The following is a 16,120-nucleotide window of genomic DNA, read 5'->3' as shown; positions in this document are numbered from 1 at the left end:
GACGTGGAGGTGAACACTGCGCCCGCCCCTCGCTTCGCTCGGGGCGGGGTTGGAATGAGCCCGCGATCCCCGCGAGGGTGAACAGCTGTCCTCGCGGGGGTGAAGCTATCCCCGCGGGGGTGAACGGCTATCCCCGCGGGGGTGAACAGCTATCCCCGCCGCGCGATCGTCGCGTCCCGCAGCTTCTCGAGCGTCTCCACGGTTGTGTCCCAGCCCATGCAGGCGTCGGTGATCGACTGGCCGTAGGTCAGCTCGCGGGTCGGGTCGAGGTCCTGGCGGCCCTCCTGCAGGAACGACTCGAGCATCACGCCGACGATCGCCGGGTTGCCGGCCGCGACCTGGGCGCCGATCTCGCCGGCGACGACCGGCTGACGGCGGTGGTCCTTGCGGCTGTTGCCGTGGCTCGCGTCGACGACCACCCGCTCGGGCAGCCCGCCCTTGCGGAGCAGCTCGACGGCGCCGGCGACCGACTCCGCGTCGTAGTTCGGCCCGCTGTCGGAGCCACGCAGTACGAGATGGCAGTCCGGGTTGCCGCGGGTGTGCAGGATCGCGGGCGCGCCGTCGTGGTCGATGCCGGTGAAGACGTGCGGTACGGCGGCCGCCTTGATCGCGTCGACCGCCGTGGCGATCGAGCCGTCGGGGCGGTTCTTCATCCCGATCGGCATCGACAGGCCGGACGACAGCTGCCGGTGGACCTGGCTCTCGACGGTCCGGGCGCCGATCGCGCCCCAGCCGACGGTGTCGGCGATGTACTGCGGGGTGATCGGGTCGAGGAACTCGCAGCCGACCGGCAGGCCGAGCTCGGTGACCTGGACGAGCAGCTTCCGGGCGATCCGCAGGCCGCGGTTCACATCACCGGAACCGTCCAGGCCCGGGTCGTTGATCAGGCCCTTCCAGCCGAGCGTCGAGCGGGGCTTCTCGAAGTACACCCGCATCACGACCAGCAGGCCGTCGGCGAGGCGCTCGGCGACCGGGCGGAGCCGTTCGGCGTACTCGAGGGCGGCGTCGGCGTCGTGCACCGAGCACGGGCCGACGACGACCAGCAGGCGGTCGTCGGTGCCGTTCAGTACGTCGGCCACCGCCTGGCGACCGGCGGCGACGGTGCGGGCGAGCTCGTCACCGAGCGGGAACTCGTCGTGCAGCGCGAGCGGTGTGACCAACGGGACGGTCTTCTCGATGCGCCGGTCGACGACACCGGTCTGTTCGGACGGCTTCGGGAGGGTGTTCATTACTGGGGACCTTTCCGCCGGTCCGCTCGCGTTGCAGCGCAGGCAGCCGGCTGGGATACGAGAAAAGGCAAGGACGGATGTCCTTGCCTTCGTGCCGGCTCTGGTGTCTGCGGTGGGCGTCAGCGATCGGCTGAGTCGCCCGGCACCAAGGCCGGCCACTCAAAAAATCGCCAATAGCAACGCTTCACGGGGACGACCATAGCACCATCACCCAGAGGCACTGACCAGTAACCATCAGGTGTGTGGCCTCGTTGACTGCTGAAAGACGGGTCGAGACATCGGGGAGTGCAGCAGGGTGGTGAGGCCACGGACCTTTGAGCTGGTTCGGTACCGGGATCCCAGTGGTGTGTCGGGGACGGGTGTGGTGGCGGAAGGGTGTGAGTTCACCGACGGATCGGTGGCCCTGCGCTGGCGCGGTGACAACCCGGCGACCGCCGTCTGGCCGAACGTCGAGTCCATCCTGGCCGTGCACGGCCACCAGGGCGCGACCGAGATCCGCTGGATCGACTCGCCGCGGCCACCGGGCAACCTGTTCGAGGAGCTCCACCAGGTCCGGCCCGAAAGCTCGGTCCCAGATCCGCTCACGCCGCCGCCCGGCCACCCTCGTGGATGGGCGGGGGCCCGACATCTGAGGTAGAACCGTGGCCGTGATCCAGATCCACTGCAGGCAGCGCCGATGCCCGTGACGCAGATCTACCTGGTTCGGCACGGTGAGCCGGACTACGCGCCGATCGACTCCCGCGGCTGGCCGGGAATGGCGGCCGACTCCGCTCCGCTCACCGCAGTCGGCATGAAACAGGCCGAGGAACTCGCGGACCTGCTGGCCGGCATCCGCGCGACGTACCTGGTCAGCTCCCCGTTCACCCGGGCCTTGCACAGCGCCGCGATCATCGGCCACCGGCTCGCACTCGGCGTCAAGGTCGACCACGACCTGCGCGACTGGCTGCCGGACCACACCGGGCTCTGGCGCAGCGCCGCGGACGTCCGCGCGGCGCAGGCCGAGTTCGAGGCGTACGGCGGTGAGTGGCCGGAGGGGATCCAGCGCCCCTGGGAGCCGCTGTCCCGGGTCCGCGAACGTGCCCTGGAGGCCGTCGCCCGGCACACCGCGAGTACCGACGGTCCGGTGCTGGTGGTCACCCACGCGACGGTGATCCAGGCCCTGACGGGTGCGAAGACCACCGCGCACGGAGCGCACGAGTACTACCGCTACGACGCCTGAAGCCTGCCCCGAATTAGCGCCCGAAACAGGGCATGAAACAGGGCCTGAAACGGCGCCTGGGCATCTGCACGTGCAGACGACTTTGCACCGATAAAGTGACCTATGTCACATCAGGTGATGACGTGAACACGCTTTCCGCCTGAAAACCGCCGATCACGGGCCGCGACGGCACGCGCCGATAACGAATGGCCCGAACTTCGAGACAACAAGGGTTGAACTACGTAAGAGATGAGCATAGTTTTCACCGAGCGCCCGTCCGCGCTCACGGTGAGTCAAGGAGGTTGCCATGTCGAGAGGGATGCCTCGCCTGCCCCGCCCGCTCATGGATCTGTGGGACTGGCAGTCACAAGCTGCTTGCCGGGACGTCAACCCGGAGCTCTTCTTCTCACCCGAATCGGAGCGTGGCGTTCGCAAACGCGCTCGCGAGATGGTGGCCAAGTCGCTGTGCGGCACCTGCCCGGTGCAGCCCGAGTGCCGGCAGCACGCACTGTCGGTCGGTGAGCCGTACGGCGTCTGGGGCGGCACCACGGAGTCCGAGCGCGACAACACGGTCCTGCCGGAACACCGGAAGTCCGCGTAGCTCGCTGCCGGCAGCGAGCTCTGTGAAATCAGGCCTTACCGTCCTCTGGGTCGGTGTCGGTGTCGCCGTCCTTGGGCTTGTCCTCGGGCTCCGGCGGCTGCACGGCGGTCCGCGGGTCCCGGTAGCGGTCCAGTGACTTGAGGAAGTCCGGATCGTCGTCGGGCGCCGGCGGCCGCGCGGCCGGCGATGCCGCGGGCCGTCGTACGACGGCCTCCGGATGGCTGACCTGCGTGCGGGACATCAGCAGCCAGACGATCGGCCCGGCGAACGGGACGAACACGATCAGGATGATCCACACCAGCTTCGGCAGGTGCGGGACGTCCTCGTCGGGCGTCTGGATGCAGGAGAACAGCGCGTACACGGTCAGTACCAGGCTGATCAGGAACGGCAGGAATCGGACCACGGTCCAACAGTACGGCCCGTGGTGTCTCAGCGTGCGGAGGCGGTGAGTCCCCGCGCGCGGAGGACGCTGTTCTCGAGGGGGCGGAAGACGAGCAGTTCGATGCCGACGCCGACCACGAAGATCAGCACGATGCCGGCGAACACCATCGAGATGTCGGACAGCGACATGCCGTTGTGCAGGAACTGGCCGAGGCCCTCGCCGAGTTCCGGTGAGGTCGCGATCAGCTCGGCCGCCATCAGCGACCGCCACGAGAACGCCCAGCCCTGCTTGAGCCCGCCGAGGAACCCGGGCAGCGCGGCCGGCAGCAGGATGTACCGGATCCCGCCCCAGCGCCCGGCGCCGAGCGCCTTGCCGACCCGCGGCAGGATCGGCGGCACCTGGTCGAGCCCGGACACCAGCCCGTTCGCGATCGACGGCACCGCGCCGAGCAGGACGACCCAGTAGATCGCCCGGTCGTTCAGCCCGAACCACAGGATCGCGGCCGGGACCCACGCCACCGACGGCAGGCTCTGCAGCCCGGAGACGAGCGGCCCGATCCCCCGCCGTACGACCTGCAGGTTCGCGATCGCGAGCCCGAGCGGTACCGCGATCAGCAGCGAGATCGCGAACCCGATCACCGCCCGGTGCACCGAGACCCAGAACAGCTCGAGGATCTGCCCGCTGGTCACCAGCTGCCAGATCTGCCCCCAGACGGCGGCCGGCGCGGGCAGCTTGAACTCGGGCCAGAACGCCGCCGCCCACAACGCCTGCCAGATCGCCACGAACAGGACGATCGCGCCGACCGGCGGGAGGACCCGCGCAGCGATCCGCCGGAGCCGCGAACCTTCGAGTGCGTGGACCGGTGTGTCGAGAGCATCGAGCCCGGCCTCGACCGTGCCGTCCTGGCTGTCCCGGCCGTCCTGAAGGTCAAGCGGCGGCATGGCTGCTGATCACCCTTCGCAGCGCGGTGTTGATCTCCTCGACCGTCTCGGGCGTGTCCTCCACATCCCACTCCCGCACCACGCGCCCGGGCCGCGACGACAGCAGTACGACGCGTTGCCCGAGCCGCACGGCCTCGCGTACGTCGTGCGTGACGAACAGGATCGCCGTACCGGTGGCGCGCCAGATCCGCAGCAGCTCGCCCTGCAGGACGTCCCGCGTGATCGCGTCCAGCGCGGAGAACGGCTCGTCCATCAACAGCAACGACGGCTTGCCCGCGTCGGCGCTGTCCGTCGTGGACGCCAGGGCGCGGGCGAGGGCGACTCGTTGCCGCATACCACCGGACAGCTCGTGCGGACGCTTGTCCCCGAGACCCTTGAGTCGCACCAGTTCGAGCAGGTCGGCCGCCTTCGCGCGCCGCTGCGTCTTCGGTACGCCGGCCATCCGCAACGGAAGCTCGACGTTCCCGGCCGCCGTCAGCCACGGCATCAGCGCGGCCTCCTGGAAGACGACCGCCGGCCGCGACGAGTTCAGCTCGATCGTCCCGGTGGTCGGCCGGTCGAGGCCGGCGACCAGGTTCAGCAGCGTGGACTTGCCGCACCCGGACGCGCCGAGCAGGCAGACGAACTCCCCGCCACGTACCTCGAGGTCGACACCGTCCAGTGCGACCACGGCCTTGCGGCCACTGCCGAACGCCTTACCTACTTGGTGAAACCGCACCGGGCTCAGCTGGTCCGGCGGCGCGTCCACGATCGCGGTCATGGTCTCTCCCTTACTACTTCGCGTCCAGGCCGGCGGCGTCGACGGCGGGCTTGCCCGCCTTGGCGAGTACTTCGTTCAGCGGGCCGAGGTCCGCGAAGCCGGCGACGGCCGGTGCCTGCTTGGCGATGCCCGCGGTGACCTGGTCCTTGGCCAGCTGCGGGAACGTGCTCGCGATCGGGTCCGCGGTGATCTGGATGTGCTGGAACGCGCGGTCGATGACGGCCGGCTTCAGCGCCTTGCCGGTGGCGGCCTTCAGCTGGTCGTTCACCACGGTCTTCGCGTCGGCCTTGTCGGTGTCGGCGAAGTCGATCGAAGCGACCAGCCCGGTCAGCAGGGCCTTGACGCTCTCCGGGTGCTCCTGCAGGAACTGCGTACGGACGATCAGCACGGTCGTCGGGAACTTCCCCTCCGGCCACAGCGACGCCTCGTCGAGCAGTACCTTGGCGCCCGCGTCCAGCACGAGCCGCGACGACCACGGCTCGGGCAGCCAGGCGGCGTCCACGTCACCCTTCTTGAAGGCGTCGAGAGTCTGCGCGTTCTCCAGGTTGGTGACCTTGACCTTGCCGGTGAGGTTCTGCTGGGCGAGCCACTTCTTCAGCGACACGTCCTGGGTGTTGCCGAGCTGCGGCGTCACGACGGTCTTGCCGATCAGGTCCGCGGGCTTGGTGATCGACGGCTTCACGACGAGCTGCGCGCCGCCGGACGTCGTACCGGCGATCAGCCGGACAGCCTGGCCGTTCGACTTCGCGTACGCGTTGATCGCGGGGCCGGAGCCGATGAACGACGCGTCCAGCGAGCCGCCGAGCAGCGCGCCGACAGCCTCCGGGCCGGCGTTGAACTTGGTCGGCACCAGCTTCGTGCTGCCGAGCTCCTTGGCGAACAGCCCCTTGCCGAGGCCGACGAGCGCGGCCGCGTGGGTGACGTTCGGGAAGTAGCCGAGCCGCAGCTCGGTCGCGGGACCCTTGTCGCTCGACGCGGCTTGGGTGGCATCGTTGCCGCCGGCGCGCGAGCAGCCCGCGGCGGCGAGGGTGAGAGCGAGGGTGGCGGCGAGCAGGCGGAACGGGCGGAAGGCGGAGATACGCACAGTGGACCCTTTGGTCTCGGAAGTGGTTGTTACGGGCCGGAGCTGCGCCGTCGATCAACAACCTGCGGAGTTCACGCGCAGCAGATCGACGTGCCGGCGCCGGGTGAGGGCGTCTCCGGGCGCGTTCGTGATGATCTGCATAGGTCTATGAAAGCGGACAAAGTCAAGCAACCTGCTCTGGTTTCGCGATGTGAGACGAGAAATCGAATGCCGGATGCGGTCAGAAAGGTTGAACCGTGGAGACGGCGCTCATACGGTCGTCACCGTGCTGATCCCCCGCTCTCTCAAGACCGAGTACACCGTCCGGCCGCTGGGCGTCGACGTACCGCGCCCGCGCTTCAGCTGGGTCGCCGACGCGCCCGGGTACGGCGCGACGCAGGCGGCGTACCAGGTGCTGGTCGCGTCCGCGCCGGACCTGCTGACGCCCGAGCGCGCGGACGTGTGGGACTCGGGCAGGGTCGAGTCGGCGCGAACGTTCGGGATCGAGTACGACGGTCCGATGGCGGCGCGGACCCGGTACTACTGGACTGTTCGGCTGTCGGACGACCAGCCCGGCGAGTGGGCTGCACCGGAATGGTTCGAGACCGGTCTGCTCGCGGAGGGGTTCGGGACCGCGCAGTGGATCGGCGGTGTGACCGACAGTGCACCGCTGCTGCGGCGCGGGTTCGCGGTCGACGGGACAGTGCGGCGGGCGCGGCTGTACGCGAGCGGTCTCGGGTACGCCGATCTGCGGCTGAACGGGCACCCGGTGAGCGACGCCGTCCTCGATCCGGGCTTCACGGCGTACGACCGCACCGTTCTGTATGTGACCCATGACGTGACCGAGCTGCTGCGGGCCGGTGACAACGTGGTCGGCGCCGAGCTCGGCCGCGGGTTCTTCGGGCTGACCTCGGTGAACGTCTGGCGCTGGCACGACACCCCGTGGACCGCCGACCCACGGCTGGTCGCGCGGCTGGTGATCGAGTACGACGACGGGCGCGTGGCCGAGGTCGGCACGGACGAGGCGTGGCGGATCACCGGCGGGCCGACGCTGTCCGACTCGCTGTACACCGGCGAGACGTACGACGCCCGGCGTGCACTGCCCGGCTGGGACGCGCCCGGGTTCGACGACTCGTCCTGGTCCGCGGGCCGCGGTCGTCGAGGCACCGAAGGGGAAGCTGACCGCGCAGGCCCACGAGCCGATCCGAGTGATCGAGACCGTCGAACCGGTCGAGGTCACCGAGGTCCGGCCGGGCGTCCGGATCGCCGACTTCGGGCGTACCGTGGCCGGCTGGACCGCACTGACGGTGAGCGCGCCGGCCGGTACCACGATCAGCCTCACGCACGGCGAGACGGTTGCCGACGGCAACGTGGCGGCCTGGAACGTGCACGTCGACGGCGACCGGATCCAGCGGGACGAGTACATCGCGGCCGGTACCGGCGCCGAGACCTGGGAGTCCCGGTTCTCCTACAAGGGCTTCCGGTACGTGCAGGTCGAGGGCGCCGACGCCGAGGTCCGGATGCGGGTGGTGAACTCCGACGTCGCGTCGGTGACCGACTTCGCCTCGTCGCAGGCGCCGTACGAGCAGTTCGAACGCGCGATGCGGCGGACGGTCCTCAGCAACCTGCACGGGATCCCGACCGACACGCCGTACTTCGAGAAGAACGGGTGGACCGGCGACGCGCAGGTGGGTACGCCGACGATGCTGGCGACGCTCGACCTGGCCCGGTTCTTCACCAAGTGGCTCGGCGACATCCGCGACAGCCAGGCGGACTCCGGACAACTGCCGGTGATCGTGCCGACCAGCGGCTGGGGCTTCACCGACCTCTCCCCCGCGACCGAGTGGCCGACCGTTTACCCGTTCCTGCTCCGCGAGATGTACCGCTGGTACGGCGACGAGCGGCTGCTGCGCGAGCACTGGGACTCGCTGACCCGGTACCTCGCCTGGGAACTGGACCGGGTCGAGGACGGGTTGTCGGTGAGCGTGCTCGGCGACTGGTTGCCGCCCGGCTTCGGTGACGGCCCGGCGCCGGAGGACCGGCGGCTGACCGGTACGGCGTACCTGTACCGGGCGGTCGTGGTGGCCGCCGAGATCGGCGAGGTGATTGGGCGGCCCAACGACTACCGGAAGGCCGCGGCCGACCTCGCCGACGGGCTGAACCGAGCCTTCCTGGATCGCGAGGCCGGACGGTACCGCTCGGACGACGACCCGGACTACCGGCAGACGTCCAACGCGGTGCCGCTGGCGTTCGGGATCGTGCCGGACGACATGGTCTCGAAGGTCGCGGCGGGCCTGGCGGCGGACGTGAAAGCGCGCGGATTCCACCTGAACACCGGTTGCCTGGGCGTCGGCGTACTGCTGCCGGTGCTGACCGCGCACGGGTACGGCGACGTGGCGACGAAGGTGGCGCTGCAGCGGAGCTACCCGAGCTGGGGGTACTGGTTCGATCTCGGCGCGGACACCATGTGGGAGAAGTGGGAGGACGACTCGCGGTCGCGCAACCACTACTTCCAGGGCACGGTCGTGCAGTGGATCTTCGAGAACGTCGCCGGGCTGCGGGTGATCGACGCCGGCTGCGAGCGGATCGTCGTACGGCCGGATGCCCGCGACGAGGTGGACTCGGCGAGCATCCGCACCGAGACCATCCGCGGTCCGGTGTCGGTCTCGTGGAAGAGGACGGGGCGGGTGCTGGAGCTGGCGGTGCAGGTCCCGGTCGGTACGACGGCCGAGGTGCAGGTGCCGTCGGCGCGCGCGGCGGACGTGGAGGCGGTGCCGCGGTCGTTCGCGGGCACACCGACGTACGACGAGGGTTACACCGTCTATACCGTCGGCGCCGGGCAGTGGGCGTTCACCAGTCGGTCCGCTTGGTGAAGAGGAGGTCGCGGACGTCGCGGCCTTCCGCCTGGGCGCGGGACTCGAACTTGGTGACCGGACGCCAGGCGGGGCGTGGGGCCCAGCCGTCGTAGGAGTTGCGCAGCGACGGCTCGGCCGCGCAGGCCGCCAGCATCCGGTCGGCGTAGTCCGCCCAGTCCGTTGCCAGGTGCAACGTTCCGCCGGGCTGCAGGCGGGACGCGACCAGCGCGACGAACGGCGGCGTGACCAGGCGGCGCTTGTGGTGCCGCTTCTTCGGCCACGGGTCCGGGAAGTAGATCCGTACGCCGGCCAGCGCGCCGGGGGTGACGTGGTCGCGCAGGAAGGCCAGCGCGTCGCCCTGCAGCAGGCGGACGTTGTCGAGGTCGTACTTCTCCACCCAGAGCATCAGCTGCCCGAGGCCGGCCGGGTAGACCTCCGCGGCCAGGTGGTTGACCTCCGGGGCGGCGACCGCGAGCTGTGCGGTCGCGTCACCCATCCCCGAACCGATCTCCAGCACCGTCGGAGCCTCCCGGCCGAACCAGTCGGCCAGATCGACGACGCCGGGCGGCAGGTCCTCCTGGGTATGCCCCAGCTCGGGCCAGTGCGACTCCCAGACGCGCTGCTGCCCGGCCGTCATCCGCACACTGCGGCGAACGGTGCTGAACACACCCGTCTGCCTGACCTGATCCGTTGCTCCCACCAGGTCAAGTTTAGGGGGTGTCTGACGGCTCCTCAGGAGAAGCGGATCTCCAGGGTTCGGTTGGTCTCCAGGTAGGTCTTGAGGTTGGCGAGGATCGGGGCCCAGCCGTTCCGCCAGCCCTCGACGGTGTCCTCGGCGATCTCGTCGTGCACGACCTGCAGCTTCACGACGTTCCGGCCGGCCGGCTCGATCGTGAACGTGACGCGGCCGGGGGCCTCGTCCGCGCGGGCTTCCAGGAACTCGTTCTTGAACGTGTACGCGAGCGTCTTCGGCTCGTCGTACACCAGGACCTGGCCTGAGTCGGTGAGGCTGTCGCCTGTGCTGTCTGTGCTGTCTGTGCTGTCTGTGCTGTCGTAGAACCGGACCGGCGAGCCGACCGACCAGTCGGACTCGATCCGGCGGCCGAACCAGTACAGCTTGGTGAACGCCCCCGAGGTGAGGGCCGCCCACAGCTTCTCCGGGGTGGTTTCGATGTAGGTCACGTGAATCATGGCCGGTTTGCTCATGGGTTCTCCTCCAGGGCTGCTTTCAGTGCGCTGAGGGCGCGGAGTTTGTCGCGCTCGTAGTTGCTCAGCCACCGTTCGGCGATCTCGTTGATCGGCACCGGGTTCAGGTAGTGGAGCTTGTGCCGGCCGCGCTTGACCGTGACCAGGAGGTTCGCGTCCTCGAGGATCCGCAGATGCTTGGTGACGCCCTGCCGGGTCAGGTCCGGCAGCAGCGCGGACAACTCCTGCAGGCTCTGCCCGTTCCGCTCCCGCAGGGCGTCCAGCAACCGCCGCCGCCCCTCGTCGGCCAACGCCTTGAACACCAGCTCCACACCTCGACAATAGGCAACCAAATAGTTGCCTGTCAATGTCAGGCCGAAGAACTGGTGTACCGAAGAACTGGCAGTGGTCGGCTCCGGCGCGACAGCGCAGGCGTGGGCTGTGGAGACAATGGCCGTGGAGCGGGGGGACTGCCCGTTCTTCGGTACGGGTCAGTCGTCCCAGAACAGGTGCGCCACCGTGTTGTGCGCACGGCGGGTGGTGCGGAGGTAGTCGTCGGCGAAGCGGCCGGACTCGCCGGGCGGGTAGCCGCAGATCCGGGCCACCGCGCCCAGGTCGCGAGGGTCCTGCGGGAGCGAGTCTCCGGGGCGGGCGCGGACCAGCATGATCGCGTTCCGGATCCGGCTGGCCAGCTCCCAGGCTGCGCTCAGCGTGTCGGCCTCGGACGGGTCGACGAGGTTCGCCTCGACGCCGGCCCCGGAGCGCCCCGAGCGTACGGGTGGTCCGGAGGCTCGGAACCCGGTGCGCCTCGCGGAGCTGGAGGAGCTGGACCGTCCACTCGATGTCGGCCAGCCCGCCGCGACCGAGCTTGGTGTGGGTCGCCGGGTCGGCGCCGCGCGGCAGGCGTTCGGCGTCGACGCGCGCCTTGATCCGGCGGATCTCCATCACGTCCCGCTCGCTGATCCCGTTCTCCGGGTAGCGCAGCGGGTCGATCAGCTCGCGGAACGACTGGCACAGGTCGGCGTCGCCGCACAGCGGATCGGCCCGGAGCAGCGCCTGCGCCTCCCAGACCGCCGACCAGCGGGCGTAGTACGAGGCGTACGAGGCGAGCGTCCGCACCAGCGGACCCTGCCGGCCTTCCGGGCGCAGGTCCGCGTCGATCGCGACCGCCGGATCGGCACCGGGCAGCGCGAGCATCCGGCGCAGCTCGGTCGCCGCCTGGGTCGCGAAATCCGTCGCCTGCTTCTCGTCCGCGCCCGGCAGCGGGTCGTGGACGAACATCACGTCGGCGTCGCTGCCGTACCCGAGCTCGTGCCCGCCGAACCGGCCCATCGCCACGATCGACATCCGGGTCGGCTCCGGTTCTCCCGAAGGAAGCAGACGCTGCGCGACGGCCTTGCGGGCGACCTCGAGCGCGGTCGTCAGCGTGCAGACCGAGGTGATGGTGAGCGCCTCCCCGACCGTCTCCACATCGAGCAGCCCGGACAGGTCGGCGGCGGCGATGCGGAAGAGCTCCCGGCGCCGTACGGCCCGGATCGCCGCGACGGCCGCCTCCGGCGAGTCCTGCCGGCGCGCGGCGGCGTACATCTCGGTCAGCAGCGCCTCCTGGGTGCGGGGCGTCAGCTCGCGTTCGTCGGCGAGCATCGCGGTCGCCTCCGGTGCGCGTTGCAGCAGGTCGACGGCGTACCGGCCGCTGGCCAGCAGGTGCGCGAGCCGCTCTGCGGACGCCCCTTCGTCGCGGAGCTGGCGGAGGTACCAGGGCGTGGAGCCGAGCGCGTCCGAGATCGTCCGGAACGCCAGCAGGCCGGCGTCCGGGTCGGGCGACTCGGCGAACCAGCCGAGCATCGCGGGCAGCAACGCCCGCTGGATCGACGAGCGCCGCGACACTCCCTCGGACAGGGCCTCGATGTGCCGCAGGGCGGACGCGGGGTCGACGTACCCGAGGGCCGTCAGGCGCTGCCTCGCCGCTTCCGGCGTCAGCCGTACCTCGTCGCCCGGGATGCGCGCGACCGCCGCGAGCAGCGGGCGGTAGAACAGCTTCTCGTGCAGGCGGCGTACCTCGAGCGCGTGCTTCTTCCAGGCGGCGGTCAGGTCGGTGACCGGGTTCTTCGTGAAGCCGAGCGAGCGGCCGAGCCGGCGCAGGTCGGCCTCGTCGTCGGGGACCTGATGGGTACGGCGGAGGCGGTACAGCTGGATGCGGTGCTCCATCGACCGGAGGAAGCGGTACGCGTCCGCGAGCACCGCGCCGTCCGTGCGCCCGACGTACCCGCTCTTCGTCAAGGCCTCCAGCGCGACCAGCGTCGTACCGCTGCGGACCGACTCGTCGCTGCGGCCGTGCACGAGCTGCAGGAGCTGTACGGCGAACTCGACGTCGCGCAGCCCGCCCGGGCCGAGCTTCAGCTGCCGGTCGACGTCCGCGGCCGGGATGTGGTCGATGACGCGCCGGCGCATCGCCTGGACATCGTCGACAAAGCCCGTCCGGTCCGCGGCGGACCAGGCCAGGCCGCCGATCTTCGCGGAGTACTCGCGGCCGAGCTCCGCGTCACCGGCGACCGGACGGGCCTTGAGCAGGGCCTGGAACTCCCACGTCTTCGCCCAGCGCTGGTAGTACGCGAGATGGCTGTCGATCGTACGGACCAGCGGGCCGGACTTGCCTTCCGGGCGGAGCGCGGCATCGACCGGCCAGAGTGTGCCTTCGCCGGTGTGCGCCGAGCAGATCCGCATCGCCGCCGCGGCGAGCTGGGTCGCGGTCTTCAGCGCCGGCGCCTCCGGGTCGCCCTCCAGCGGCTCGGCGACGAACAGTACGTCGACATCGCTGACATAGTTGAGCTCCCGGCCACCGCACTTGCCCATGGCAATGATCGCGAGCCGGCAGTCGGCGGCGCCGGGGTGCGCGGCGAAGTACTGGTTCCGGGCGATGTGCAGCGCGGTCTCCAGGGCGCCGCCGGCCAGGTCCGCGAGCACCGCGGCGACCTCGTCGACGAGCAGACCCTCGGCGAGGTCGCGGGCCGCGAGCCGGAGCAGCAGCCGCCGGTACTCGACCCGGAGCGCGTCGATCGGGTTGTCCGCGTCGATCGCGGTGGCGAGCCGGGCCGCGACGTCGTCCATCGACGGGCGGGCTCCGGCCAGCGCCGGGTCGGCGAGGTCGTACCAGTGCCGCGGATGCAGGCTGAGGTGCCGGCCGAGCGCCTCACTGGCGCCGAGCACGTAGACGAGCCGGCGGCGGAAGTCGGCGTCCATCTCCAGCGTGCGCGCGAAGGCGGCGATGTCGTGCCCGTGCCGGTACAGCGCCTCGGCCATCGTGCAGAGCCCGAGCAGCGCGAGGTCCGGGTCGGCGGACTCCGAGAGCGTGGTGATCAGCTGCTCGGACGCCAGCGGGCTGTGCGAGTCGAGGGCGTCCAGGTTCTCCAGCATCCCGGCCGCCCGCAGCGGGTCCTCGAACCCGAGCCGGACCAGCCGTCCCTCCCACGACCCTCTCCGACCCTCAGCCACCCCCGCAGGCTACCCAATCCCCATCCTTGAGAACGCACCAACCGTCTCGAGCCGCTCAGAATGGTCGGTGGGTGCTCAAAGTCGCGACTGGATCTCGGGGGGATTGCAGGGAATACACGGTGTCGTGTAGCGGATTCGCTGAGTAGTCGGCATGATGGCTGTCCATGGTCATGATGACGGGGTCGCTCGCCGTGGTCGGCACGGTGGTGTGGTTGACACCCCAGCAGGGCGGACGCGTGTCCGGGCCGCCGGAGCCGGACTACGACTACGACTACACCGCGACGGCGTACCTTCCGCCGCGGACCCCGGAGGACGGGCAGGCCGGGATCGCGCTGCGCCGGTTCGCGCCCGGCGCCTGGCGGACGCCCGCCGAAGGGATTCTCGTTCCCGGTAAGGCGAACCGCGCCCAGCAGGTGATCCCCGGCTGCATCGTGGTGATCACCGAAGGCGTGCGCCCGGTCGGGCTGCTCACCGTGGAAGAGATCAGCGCGCTGGCCCCCGACGGTACGCCGGTCGCCGTACCCCAACCGGTTGCCGCCGTACCGCTCGTCGTGGACGCGCCGCCGCCCACGGAGCCGCCGTACCGCCACTCGACCGCCGCGGGCCCGCTGGACCTCCCAGCACGCTTCGGACGACACCACGTCACAACCCGCCGGAGTCTGAGCCCGCGGTTGAGTGGTTCCACTCATGCGGCGGGTGCGCCCGCGCACCGACGATCAGGGCATGACGAAACGCATCCAGCCCCAGCAGACCGCAGCGTTCTACGCCCAGGCCGTCGCTTCGTTCGGCATCTCGCTCACCGCGATGGCGATCGGCCTGGTCTACCTCCCGGCCACGCCGTGGGTGCGCGCCTTCCTCACCCTCGGCCTGCTGTACGTCGTCACCTCGACGGTCGTGCTCTGCAAGGTGGTCCGCGACCGCCAGGAGGTCACCGAGGTCAGCAGCCGCGTCGACCAGGCCCGCCTCGACAAGCTCCTCACCGAGCACGACCCGTTCAAGGTCGACGCGGCCTAGAGCACCGGGAGCAGCTTGTTGAGCTCGAACGGGGTGACCTGGCGGCGGTAGTCCAGCCACTCGGCGCGCTTGTTGCGGAGGAAGAAGTCGAAGACGTGCTCGCCGAGTGTCTCGGCGACGAGTTCGCTGTCCTCCATCGCGCTGATCGCCTCGGCCAGGCTGCCGGGCAGCGGCTTGATGCCGAGGGCCCTGCGCTCGCGGGAGGTGAGGGACCAGATGTCCTCCTCGACCTCCCTGGGCAGCTCGTACCCCTCCTCGATCCCCTTCAGGCCGGCGGCCAGCATCAGCGCGAACGCCAGGTACGGATTCGCCGCCGAGTCCAGTGAGCGGAACTCGACACGCGACGACTGCCCCTTGTGCGGCTTGTACATCGGCACGCGGACCAGCGCGGACCGGTTGTTGTGCCCCCAGGACACGAACGACGGCGCCTCGTCGCCGACCGCGAGCCGCTTGTACGAGTTCACCCACTGGTTGGTGACCGCGGTGATCTCGCCCGCGTGGTGCAGCAGCCCGGCGATGAACGCCCGCCCGGTCTTCGACAGCTGGTACTGCGCGCCGCCCTCGAAGAACGCGTTCCGGTCGCCCTCGAACAGCGACATGTGGGTGTGCATCCCGGAGCCCGGCTGGTCGGACAGCGGCTTCGGCATGAACGACGCGTAGATGCCCTGCGAGAGCGCCACCTCCTTCACCACGACGCGGAACGTCATGATGTTGTCGGCGGTCGACAGCGCGTCGGCGTACCGCAGGTCGATCTCCTGCTGGCCCGGCCCGCCCTCGTGGTGGCTGAACTCGACCGAGATGCCCATCGACTCCAGCATCGTGATCGCCTCGCGGCGGAAGTCGTTGCCGATGCCCTGCGGCGTGTGGTCGAAGTACCCCGACGAGTCGACCGGCTCCGGCGTCGTCCCGGGCGCGCCGGTCAGCGACTTGAACAGGTAGAACTCGATCTCCGGGTGCGTGTAGAACGTGAACCCGAGGTCGGCGGCCTTTGTCAGCGTCCGCTTCAGCACGTGCCGCGGGTCGGCGAAGGACGCGGACCCGTCCGGCATGTTGATGTCGCAGAACATCCGCGCGGTGCCCATCGTCTCGCCGCGCCACGGCAGGATCTGGAACGTCGACGGGTCCGGTTTGGCCAGCATGTCCGCCTCGGTCACCCGGGCGAACCCCTCGATCGCCGACCCGTCGAACCCGAGCCCCTCGGCGAACGCGCCCTCCAGCTCGGCCGGCGCCACCGCGACCGACTTCAGGAACCCGAGCACATCGGTGAACCAGAGCCGCACGAACCGTACGTCGCGCTCCTCCAGCGCGCGCAGCACGAACTCCTGCTGCTTGTCCATCAGCCCACCTTTCCGAGCTCGATCGGGGTCTCTCACAGTGTGCCCCGCTCTTGTTAAGCAGAC

Annotated in this window: 17 protein-coding genes and 2 pseudogenes; 6 read left to right on the top strand and 13 right to left on the bottom strand. The window is 70.1% G+C overall.

The features are described from left to right. Nucleotides 1-149: 149 nt before the first annotated feature. On the bottom strand, nt 150-1,229 hold the full coding sequence (locus JOF29_RS38410) for a 3-deoxy-7-phosphoheptulonate synthase (protein ID WP_209699218.1): 1,080 nt from the start codon (nt 1,227-1,229) through the stop codon (nt 150-152). Between the two features lie 295 nt (nt 1,230-1,524). On the opposite strand from JOF29_RS38410, the gene JOF29_RS38405 reads away from it, so the two are divergent. The 3 genes from JOF29_RS38405 (at nt 1,525) to JOF29_RS38395 (ending at nt 3,028) form a co-directional block, all read left to right on the top strand. Next, nucleotides 1,525-1,866: a hypothetical protein gene (locus JOF29_RS38405; protein ID WP_504739548.1), complete on the top strand. Its 342-nt coding sequence runs from the start codon at nt 1,525-1,527 to the stop codon at nt 1,864-1,866. 39 nt (nt 1,867-1,905) lie between these two features. Next, the gene (locus JOF29_RS38400) at nt 1,906-2,448 is read left to right on the top strand and encodes a histidine phosphatase family protein (RefSeq protein ID WP_245359845.1); all 543 of its coding nucleotides are present in this window, start codon (nt 1,906-1,908) and stop codon (nt 2,446-2,448) included. A 286-nt stretch (nt 2,449-2,734) separates the two neighbouring features. Then, nucleotides 2,735-3,028, top strand: a complete 294-nt coding sequence (locus tag JOF29_RS38395; RefSeq protein ID WP_134097793.1) for a WhiB family transcriptional regulator — start codon at nt 2,735-2,737, stop codon at nt 3,026-3,028. Nucleotides 3,029-3,056: 28 nt separating this feature from the next. On the opposite strand, the gene JOF29_RS38390 is transcribed toward JOF29_RS38395, so the two are convergent. Genes JOF29_RS38390 through JOF29_RS46225 form a run of 5 tightly spaced genes read right to left on the bottom strand, consistent with a single transcriptional unit; the run spans nt 3,057 to nt 6,336 of the window. Beyond that, a complete protein-coding gene (locus JOF29_RS38390; protein ID WP_209699217.1) occupies nt 3,057-3,431 on the bottom strand; it encodes a PLD nuclease N-terminal domain-containing protein in 375 nt (124 codons plus the stop codon). A gap of 26 nt (nt 3,432-3,457) precedes the next feature. Next, nucleotides 3,458-4,351 (bottom strand): ABC transporter permease, encoded by an 894-nt coding sequence (locus tag JOF29_RS38385; protein WP_209699216.1) that lies wholly within the window; start codon nt 4,349-4,351, stop codon nt 3,458-3,460. Continuing rightward, the gene (locus JOF29_RS38380; RefSeq protein WP_209699215.1) at nt 4,338-5,111 is read right to left on the bottom strand and encodes an ABC transporter ATP-binding protein; all 774 of its coding nucleotides are present in this window, start codon (nt 5,109-5,111) and stop codon (nt 4,338-4,340) included. Before JOF29_RS38380 ends, JOF29_RS38385 begins: the two co-directional genes overlap by 14 nt. A 13-nt stretch (nt 5,112-5,124) precedes the next feature. Next, a complete protein-coding gene (locus tag JOF29_RS38375) occupies nt 5,125-6,195 on the bottom strand; it encodes an ABC transporter substrate-binding protein (protein ID WP_209699214.1) in 1,071 nt (356 codons plus the stop codon). Between the two features lie 54 nt (nt 6,196-6,249). Next, on the bottom strand, nt 6,250-6,336 hold the full coding sequence (locus tag JOF29_RS46225) for a putative leader peptide (protein ID WP_372446430.1): 87 nt from the start codon (nt 6,334-6,336) through the stop codon (nt 6,250-6,252). Between the two features lie 73 nt (nt 6,337-6,409). On the opposite strand from JOF29_RS46225, the pseudogene JOF29_RS44150 reads away from it, so the two are divergent. Next, a pseudogene (locus JOF29_RS44150) lies at nt 6,410-7,270 on the top strand (alpha-L-rhamnosidase N-terminal domain-containing protein); the annotation flags it as partial. Nucleotides 7,271-7,382: 112 nt separating this feature from the next. Continuing rightward, nucleotides 7,383-9,047 (top strand): alpha-L-rhamnosidase, encoded by a 1,665-nt coding sequence (locus JOF29_RS44145; RefSeq protein WP_307863903.1) that lies wholly within the window; start codon nt 7,383-7,385, stop codon nt 9,045-9,047. On the opposite strand, the gene trmB is transcribed toward JOF29_RS44145, so the two are convergent. From trmB to JOF29_RS38350, 6 genes and pseudogenes are all read right to left on the bottom strand, one after another. Continuing rightward, complete coding sequence (gene trmB, locus JOF29_RS38365) at nt 9,025-9,729, bottom strand: tRNA (guanosine(46)-N7)-methyltransferase TrmB (RefSeq protein WP_209699213.1); 705 nt, start codon at nt 9,727-9,729, stop codon at nt 9,025-9,027. The genes JOF29_RS44145 and trmB overlap by 23 nt on opposite strands. Before the next feature lie 32 nt (nt 9,730-9,761). Continuing rightward, nucleotides 9,762-10,220 (bottom strand): SRPBCC family protein, encoded by a 459-nt coding sequence (locus JOF29_RS44140; RefSeq protein WP_245361050.1) that lies wholly within the window; start codon nt 10,218-10,220, stop codon nt 9,762-9,764. Between the two features lie 11 nt (nt 10,221-10,231). Further along, complete coding sequence (locus JOF29_RS44135; protein WP_307864002.1) at nt 10,232-10,537, bottom strand: ArsR/SmtB family transcription factor; 306 nt, start codon at nt 10,535-10,537, stop codon at nt 10,232-10,234. Between the two features lie 168 nt (nt 10,538-10,705). Then, nucleotides 10,706-10,906 (bottom strand): [protein-PII] uridylyltransferase family protein, encoded by a 201-nt coding sequence (locus tag JOF29_RS45770; RefSeq protein ID WP_307864001.1) that lies wholly within the window; start codon nt 10,904-10,906, stop codon nt 10,706-10,708. A gap of 121 nt (nt 10,907-11,027) precedes the next feature. Continuing rightward, a pseudogene (locus tag JOF29_RS38355) lies at nt 11,028-13,628 on the bottom strand (bifunctional [glutamine synthetase] adenylyltransferase/[glutamine synthetase]-adenylyl-L-tyrosine phosphorylase); the annotation flags it as partial. Nucleotides 13,629-13,977: 349 nt separating this feature from the next. Beyond that, entirely contained in the window at nt 13,978-14,277 is a 300-nt protein-coding gene (locus JOF29_RS38350; protein ID WP_209699212.1) for a hypothetical protein, read from the bottom strand. A 152-nt stretch (nt 14,278-14,429) separates the two neighbouring features. Between JOF29_RS38350 and JOF29_RS38345 the strand changes: the two genes are divergently transcribed. Further along, nucleotides 14,430-14,720, top strand: coding sequence for a YiaA/YiaB family inner membrane protein (locus JOF29_RS38345; protein ID WP_209699211.1), 291 nt, complete (start codon nt 14,430-14,432; stop codon nt 14,718-14,720). Here JOF29_RS38345 and glnA read toward each other — a convergent pair. Then, the gene (gene glnA, locus JOF29_RS38340) at nt 14,717-16,057 is read right to left on the bottom strand and encodes a type I glutamate--ammonia ligase (RefSeq protein WP_209699210.1); all 1,341 of its coding nucleotides are present in this window, start codon (nt 16,055-16,057) and stop codon (nt 14,717-14,719) included. The two genes, JOF29_RS38345 and glnA, sit on opposite strands and share 4 nt — an antisense overlap. Nucleotides 16,058-16,120 lie beyond the last annotated feature (63 nt).

The organism is Kribbella aluminosa (genome assembly GCF_017876295.1).
In the GTDB taxonomy this organism is placed as follows: Bacteria; Actinomycetota; Actinomycetes; order Propionibacteriales; family Kribbellaceae; genus Kribbella; species Kribbella aluminosa.
Note: the sequence above shows the minus strand (reverse complement) of the source record. Positions and strands in the feature narration are given on the sequence as shown.